This window comes from Vibrio nigripulchritudo ATCC 27043 (genome assembly GCF_000222685.1).
GTDB lineage: Bacteria > Pseudomonadota > Gammaproteobacteria > Enterobacterales > Vibrionaceae > Vibrio > Vibrio nigripulchritudo.
On sequence record NZ_AFWJ01000099.1, the window covers coordinates 1 to 7,494 of the forward strand.

Sequence of the window (7,494 nt, forward strand, 5' to 3'; positions counted from 1 at the left end):
AAAAGAAGAATCGGAGTTTGAAAAAGTGGGGCTGACCCCGGAGTTGAGTGAAGTCATCAAAGCTCCTTATGTAAAGGAAAGCCCGATGCAGATTGGTATGGTTTTGTGCGAGCACACTACCATGAGCGTTAACCAAACCGAGTTAGTGATTGGTGAAGTGCAAGAGATTCGTGTTGAAGGGCAAGCCGTTATGCAAGATGGCTATATCGACTTGGACACTTTGGACCTGGTCGCTGTTTCAGGATTAGACAGCTACCACACGGCAGAACGGTTATCTCGCTTAAGCTATGCCAAACCAGAATTGTTGCCAAGAGAATTAGATACATCTGGTAAATAAAGGTTAAACGGGGTGCTTTGACACCCCGTCAGATTTTTAACTTTGTGGAACAGGGTGCTGGTCAAACTGGTCGTTGCTGTTCAGTACATTCATCAAGACAGCGGCGACAAGAACCAATACTGCCGCAATCACAAAACCCCACCGAGTAATGTCGTAATGAGACAGAACCGCAATCAGGGTGTAACTTAACGACTGAACAAGTGTTGAAAACAACGCCAGCCCTCCATCAACCCGACCACGTTGCGACACTTCCACTGTGTGGTGTAACCAATTGGTTCGCGCGATGCGATTCAGAGCATTAAAGAATCCAAACCCTAGGGTGAACAGCACCAAATAGAGAGGGCTGTCGTACAACGCCATACCAAACAGCATCGAAGCCACGATAAACATGGAATACTGCATGATGGCTTGATGTGAAAACTGCCCCAGAACACGGCTGACCAGAAAACCTGTAAACAATGAGCCTAAGCCAAAACTGATGTTGTATGCCGCCAGCCAGTCACCCGAAATCCCAGCTTCTGCAAACCAGATTGGAACCAGTTTTCCTAAGAAAGTCAGGATTGGATAAGACAGGCAAGAAAGCATAATAAACGCGTAAAAACGGGGGGCGACGCGGAATATAGACACACTTTCTGTTAGCTGATCGGTAAAAGAACGCTTCTGGGTTTTACGCAGTTTTCTAAAGTAAGGAGTGGCAAAGTAGGCGACAGATGCGATGCCTGATGCGATGGCTGCGAACAGCGAAAACTCCCACATTCCCCACCTTTCCAGCAAGATAACACCCAGAGCGCCAGCCCCTAACGTTGTGCCCTGAAGTATGATCTCCTGATAGCCAGAGATGGAGGCATACTCATGGGATTCGTAGTTTTCCTGAGTAAAAGCATTATTGGTTACCCAAGCCAGATTACTGGATACCCAAAAAACCAACTGAGCTGCAGCCAACAGCCAGTGTGAGCCTAAATCAAAACTGTAAGCGATACAGACCAGCGCCGCCGTTGATGCCTGAATCGCCTGAATGATAACCAGAATTGCCTTGCGAGAATGGCGATCAATCAGTGTTGAAAAGAAAGGGGTCGCCAAGAATGAGGTCGTTGTACAGACTAACGCTGTCATTGCCACAAATGTACCCATATCAGGCTCTGAAAGAATAATCCAAGGCAGTGCCATCATAAAAAGCCCTGACGAAATACCATCAAAAAACCGACCAGCCAAGTAAGGAAGGGTTTTATTTCTCATTGTTTTTCCTCCGTGAATTTGAAATTGTTGCGTGCTACTCTAAAACCTCAAGTTAAGTTGAGGTAAAGCGCTTTTTTGAAAAAAGTGGAGGAGAAATATGGATATCGGAGTTGGGGAAGTGGCGAAAAGGGCTGGGGTGAAAGTCTCAGCGATTCACTTTTATGAGCAAAAAGGGCTGATATCCAGTTGGCGTAACCCCGGTAATCAACGGCGGTTTCATCGTAGTGTGCTTCGTCGAATCGCAGTGATCAAAGCCGCTCAGCAGGTTGGGCTGTCTTTAGAAGACATTTCGCAGGCGCTAGAACATTTACCCAAACATCAGGCTCCCAGCAAAAAGCAGTGGGAAGAAATGGCAAGCGTCTGGCACGAGATGCTGGATCGGAAAATACGAAGCTTGCAAGCACTGCAGAACGATCTTGGTGGGTGCATTGGCTGCGGATGTTTGTCGTTGGAAACCTGCGCACTCCGAAACCCTCAAGATCAGTACGGTCAAGATCATCAAGGGGAAAGTTGGCTAACAAAATAAGTTTTTTGGCTGGTCACTTTCTCATTTATCGTCTGTTAAATATTCATCTCACACCTTTATTTTTCCTGCTTAGCACTTTTCTCAATCGGTCGGTAAGCTCTCGTTTTGCTGATTTTATGAACGATTAATTCTTGACTGGTGATATTTTTGTTAGTAATAATGTTCACGTGAACATTTAATGGTGAGTTTAAGATTGAATTTGTGAATGTACGTGAATCAAAAGCTTGCCAATGAGGAAAAAAGGGCGAAGTCTGGCTCCTTCTGATGGTTTGTGAGTTTCTATCTCGGAGCCAGATTTCCCTTTGTGAGAACAGCTAAATAAGGAGACGCTGAGTCAATGAAATTACTAAGAATTGGAGACAAAGGACAAGAAATTCCCTGTGCTTTGGATGAAAAAGGAATTGCACGTGACGTGTCTTCTATTATTCATGACTATACGCCGAACACCATGAGCGAAGTTAAACATCGATTAGCCAATGCAGATTTATCTGCACTCCCTGAAGTATCAATGGATGGAGCTAGAGTCGGCACTCCGATGACCCAGCCAAACAACATTTACTGCATAGGGCTAAACTATTCCGATCACGCAGCAGAAGCGGGTATGGATATTCCGGCGGAACCCGTCCTGTTTAACAAATCTTCTGGCACGTTTTGCGCTCCGAATGACCCGATTCTCTATTCACCGAAAATGACCAAGCTGGATTGGGAAGTGGAGCTAGGTGTTGTGATTGGCAAAACCGCACTGAATATCAGCAAAGAAAACGCACTGGACCATGTATTGGGTTATACCTTAGTGAATGACGTTTCCGAACGTGCTTGGCAATTGGAAAGAAGTGGTCAATGGGCAAAAGGGAAGGGTTTCCCCCATTTCTGCCCGACTGGTCCCATGATTGTTACTGGCGATGAAGTGGGTAACGCTCGGGAGCTTTCGATGTGGCTGGACGTAAACGGTGAACGTAAACAAACGGGCAATACCAACACCATGATTTTCGATATCGCGACCATTGTCAGCTACTTGTCTGAATTTATTCGTTTGGAGCCGGGTGATCTTATCTGTACCGGAACACCGCCGGGGGTGGGTGCAGGTATGAAGCCACCGCAGTATTTGAATATTAATGATGTCGTTACCCTTGGCATTGAAGGGCTAGGAGAACAAAGCCAGACCGTCATCCCTTTGAGTGACTGGTATCCACAATGAAGCTTCGTTCTCAGCAATGGTTTAACAATAGTGACGACCCGGGGATGACGGCTCTGCATCTTGGTCATTGCCTGAACTATGGTTTAACGCGAGAAGAACTTCAGTCCGGTAAACCCATTATCGGGATCGCTCAAACTGGTTCTGACCTCTCTCCCTGCAATCGACACCATGTTGAGTTAGCTAAGAGAGTGCGGGAAGGTATCGTGGCAGCGGGTGGTATTTGTTTGGAATTTCCGGTGCATCCAATTCAGGAAACCAGTAAGCGCCCCACGGCTTCACTCGACAGAAACCTCGCATATCTCGGTCTAGTGGAATCTTTATATGGTTATCCACTGGATGGTGTGGTGCTCACCATTGGTTGCGACAAAACCACGCCAGCGCTGCTAATGGCAGCAGCGACGGTGAACATTCCCGCAATCGCGTTAAGTGTCGGTCCAATGCTTAATGGCTGGCATGAAGGAAAACGCGCAGGTACTGGCACCGTCATCTGGACAGCCAGAGAAAAACTGGCAACCGGAGAAATTGATTACGAAGAATTTATGGACATGGCAACGGCATCTGTCCCGTCTGTGGGTTATTGCAACACCATGGGCACAGCCAGCACCATGAATTCACTGGCTGAAGTGCTGGGGATGCAGCTATCTGGATCGGCTGCGATTCCCGCCCCGTACCGTCAGCGCGGGCAGATGGCGTACAACACGGGTCAGCGAATTGTTGAACTGGTGGAGCAAGACATTAAACCTTGCGATGTTATGACCAAAGCCGCTTTTGAAAACGCAATCGCGGTCAACTCGGCCATTGGTGGGTCATCTAATGCGCCTATCCACCTCAATGCTGTTGCCCGCCATTGCGGGATAGAACTGACTAACGATGACTGGCAACGTGTCGGCTACGACATCCCTTTGCTTTGTAATGTTCAACCAGCAGGGCAGTTTTTAGGGGAAGACTTTTACCATGCGGGCGGTGTGCCGGCAGTCATTTCCGAGCTGTTAAAGACGGATCGCTTACCCAATCCTGATGCCTTAACGGTGAGCGGGCAATCGATAGGCGAGCTTTGTCAGTCCTGTCATGTCAAAAACTATGAGGTCATTCACCCTATCAACAACCCAATTCTTTCATCCGCTGGATTTATCAACCTAAAAGGGAATCTGTTCAATAGCGCCATGATGAAAACATCGGTGATTTCGGATGAGTTTCGCCAGCGCTATTTAAGCAATCCAGACGACCCCAACGCGTTTGAAGGAAAAGCCTACGTTTTTGATGGCCCAGAAGATTACCACCAGAAGCTGGAGTCTGAATCCATCAAAGAAATGGACGAAAACACCATCTTAGTGATGCGGGGCGCAGGTCCTATCGGTTATCCCGGTGCGGCAGAAGTGGTCAACATGCATCCACCAGCTCATTTGCTTTCACAGGGAATCCATTCACTTCCGTGTATTGGTGACGGGCGACAGTCAGGCACATCTGGCTCGCCTTCCATTTTAAATGCCTCCCCCGAAGCTGCGGTAGGAGGAGGGTTGGCTCTCCTGCAAACGGGCGACCGCATTCGTATTGATTTAGAACGAGGCAGTGCAGACATGCTGGTTGATGAAGATGTGTTAGAGCAAAGGCGAATTGCGTTGGCAAAGCAAGGTGGGTATCCCTATCCGGCGCACCAGACACCGTGGCAGGAAATTCAACGAGGAATGGTGGCTCAGCTGGATGAAGGCATGGTGCTCAAGCCTGCCGTGAAATATCAAAAAATCGCACCAAAAGGGCTGCCCAGAGAAAACCATTAGGTAGTCGAAATGACCAAAAAAATTGAAGGAAAGGATACATCAATGAACAAGTTTGATCTGCAAGACCAATGTGCAGTTATTACCGGAGGCGGGCGAGGGATGGGTCTGGCCGTCGCAAAAAGGCTGCTAAGTTCAGGGGCGAAAGTAGCGCTCTGGGACATCAATGACAAAGACCTGAAACAAGCCAAAGAAGCGTTAGGTAATGAAGGCGATGTCAGCACACACGTGGTGGATGTCAGCAACTACGAGCAAGTCAGCCAGGCTGCGCAGGATGTGGTCAATCAATTTGGCAAAATCAGTATTCTGGTAAACAGTGCAGGGGTTGCCGGAGTCAATACCACCCTAACCAATTACCCGCTTGATGTATGGCGACAGGTTCAGAGCGTCAATCTGGATGGGGTGTTCCATACCTGCCGCGCCATTGTGCCTCACATGGAAAGTAACCAATACGGGAGAATAGTGAATATCGCGTCGGTAGCAGGGAAAGAAGGCAACCCCAATGCTTCTGCGTATTCTGTGTCTAAAGCTGCGGTGCTGGCACTTACCAAAAGTTTGGGGAAAGAGCTGGCAACCAGTAACATCACGGTGAATGCCATTACGCCAGCGGTAATCAAGACTGAAATGTTGGCAGACGTTACGCAAGAACAAATCGACTATATGCTGGCGAAGATTCCTATGGGTCGAATGGGCAGTGTCGAAGAGATCGCCGCAATGGTGGCGTGGCTAAGCTCGGAAGAGTGCTCTTACTCAACTGGCGCGACGTTTGATATGTCCGGGGGAAGAACGACCTACTAGGGCTGGCTAACCGACTCTCATTCAAAATCTAAAAAGGGTGCGAATACATTCGCACCCTTACGGTATTTAAATCATAAAAAGCTATGCGCTATGGCGACGAACCAAGCTGGCCTCAACGTACACCGTTGACTGGGATTTTATTCGCTGACCAGACTGATAATCGAGCAGCAAAGTCATGCACTGATCCACGATGTCCTGCATCGAAATACTGATGGTAGAGATGCCCGAATTTACCCATTGATACCAAGAAGGATCGCCATAACCGACAAACCTCATCGACTCAGGCAAACAAACGCCTTTCTCCAAACACGCAGTCAGTGCTCCGTTTGAAATCTCAAAGCCCGCGGTAATGACTGCGTCAGGTGTTTTTTCCATTTCAAGAAGTTCGTTCATGGCTTGCAGCCCCAATTCAAAAGAGGGGGCACCAAGTTTAGTCAGGTGTTCATTTAAAGGCAGGTTTTGCTTTTTTAAAGCGGATTGAGTGGATTCCAGACGAATCCGTCCAGTACTGAGATCGCCGGGACCACCAATGTATGCGATGTTTTGGCAACCCGCTTTTGTCAAAGTGACTACCGCTTCTTCAAAGGCGTTCGATTCATTCACCACTATTTCTGCCGATTCACCAATATTCTGGCGAGTTCGGATCAGCTGAATGGTATCGACATCGCTGAGTAGCTTAGCCGCATTTTCACTTCCGTTTGGAGTAGGCACCATGACGACAGACATGGCACTGTGCTTCAGTAAACGCGTGATGGCGCTGACTTCTTCCTGAGGGTCATCCTGAGTTAAGCCAATCATTAACTGCAGGTTGTGACGAGCACATTCGATCGACATCTGATTGGCAATGGCAGCATAGAACTCGTTCTCGATGTTTGGGATAAGAAGCCCAACCACACCCGAACGGCCTCCACGGATCGAAACGGCAGCCTGGTTTGGGATATAGCCCATTTCCGCCGCTTTTTCCTGAATCAGCTTTTTGGTGTCTGGCTTTACCTTCGGGCTGTCAGCCAGCGCTCGGGACACCGTCATATGAGAGATGCCGAGTTCGTTAGCGATACTTTTTATCGTCACACGCTTGTTCAATGCTGCGAGTTCCTTGTGTTTCGGATGTTCGATATCTTAATACCCATCGCAGTAAGTTGTTGCTGATTCTAGCCAGTTAAAACGCTATGTCTGAACATTGACTTACTGTGATGGGTCTAAGGTGCTGGGTGGCACCTTAAAAACCGAAATCATACCTTATTTCTTGCCTTCTCCCCACCACGTGTTTGCGAGCGGCATTCCTCTTACAAATCCGGAAGCAGACCCTGCCAGTTGTTCCTCAATTCTTAAACATTCATTCCACTTTGCCATCCGCTCAGAGCGGGAGAACGACCCTACTTTTAGTTGCCCAGCACCCAGACCAACCGACAAATCAACAATGGACAGATCCTCGGTTTCTCCAGATCTCGCTGAAACAACAGGACGCCAGCCTGATTGAAGGGTAATCTGACAAGTTTCTATCGCCTGAGACACTGTCCCAATTTGATTCACCTTAACCAGAACGGCGTTGCACGCTTTGTCTGCAATCGCCTGTTTGACCAAGGCTGGGTTGGTGACAAGATAATCGTCTCCAATGATTTGC

The 7,494-nt window shown here is 48.1% G+C and carries 6 protein-coding genes and 2 pseudogenes; 5 read left to right on the forward strand and 3 right to left on the reverse strand.

The window, feature by feature from the left end; all coding sequences use genetic code 11:
* Positions 1-337: pseudogene (locus tag RH89_RS29885) on the forward strand (flavin oxidoreductase); the annotation flags it as partial.
* Positions 338-373: 36 nt separating this feature from the next.
* Here RH89_RS29885 and RH89_RS09750 read toward each other — a convergent pair.
* The gene (locus RH89_RS09750; protein ID WP_004401483.1) at positions 374-1,573 is read right to left on the reverse strand and encodes an MFS transporter; all 1,200 of its coding nucleotides are present in this window, start codon (positions 1,571-1,573) and stop codon (positions 374-376) included.
* A gap of 97 nt (positions 1,574-1,670) precedes the next feature.
* Here RH89_RS09750 and soxR point away from each other — a divergent pair, with 97 nt between their 5' ends.
* The 4 genes from soxR (at position 1,671) to RH89_RS09770 (ending at position 5,870) form a co-directional block, all read left to right on the forward strand.
* Positions 1,671-2,099, forward strand: a complete 429-nt coding sequence (gene soxR, locus RH89_RS09755; RefSeq protein ID WP_004401484.1) for a redox-sensitive transcriptional activator SoxR — start codon at positions 1,671-1,673, stop codon at positions 2,097-2,099.
* 337 nt (positions 2,100-2,436) lie between these two features.
* A complete protein-coding gene (locus RH89_RS09760) occupies positions 2,437-3,297 on the forward strand; it encodes a fumarylacetoacetate hydrolase family protein (protein WP_004401485.1) in 861 nt (286 codons plus the stop codon).
* Positions 3,294-5,075: an IlvD/Edd family dehydratase gene (locus RH89_RS09765; RefSeq protein ID WP_004401486.1), complete on the forward strand. Its 1,782-nt coding sequence runs from the start codon at positions 3,294-3,296 to the stop codon at positions 5,073-5,075. The genes RH89_RS09760 and RH89_RS09765 overlap by 4 nt, the downstream gene beginning before the upstream one ends.
* Before the next feature lie 42 nt (positions 5,076-5,117).
* Positions 5,118-5,870, forward strand: a complete 753-nt coding sequence (locus RH89_RS09770) for an SDR family NAD(P)-dependent oxidoreductase (RefSeq protein WP_038145473.1) — start codon at positions 5,118-5,120, stop codon at positions 5,868-5,870.
* An 81-nt stretch (positions 5,871-5,951) separates the two neighbouring features.
* Here RH89_RS09770 and RH89_RS09775 read toward each other — a convergent pair whose 3' ends face one another.
* A complete protein-coding gene (locus RH89_RS09775; protein WP_004401488.1) occupies positions 5,952-6,953 on the reverse strand; it encodes a LacI family DNA-binding transcriptional regulator in 1,002 nt (333 codons plus the stop codon).
* 156 nt (positions 6,954-7,109) lie between these two features.
* Positions 7,110-7,494 (reverse strand): annotated as a pseudogene (locus RH89_RS09780) (hypothetical protein); the annotation flags it as partial.

Coding starts and splice junctions, on each gene's coding strand:
- RH89_RS09750 (WP_004401483.1), bottom strand. CDS start 1,573: ATGAGAAATAAAACCCTTCCTTACTTGGCTGGTCGGTTTTTTGATGGT.
- soxR (WP_004401484.1), top strand. CDS start 1,671: ATGGATATCGGAGTTGGGGAAGTGGCGAAAAGGGCTGGGGTGAAAGTC.
- RH89_RS09760 (WP_004401485.1), top strand. CDS start 2,437: ATGAAATTACTAAGAATTGGAGACAAAGGACAAGAAATTCCCTGTGCT.
- RH89_RS09765 (WP_004401486.1), top strand. CDS start 3,294: ATGAAGCTTCGTTCTCAGCAATGGTTTAACAATAGTGACGACCCGGGG.
- RH89_RS09770 (WP_038145473.1), top strand. CDS start 5,118: ATGAACAAGTTTGATCTGCAAGACCAATGTGCAGTTATTACCGGAGGC.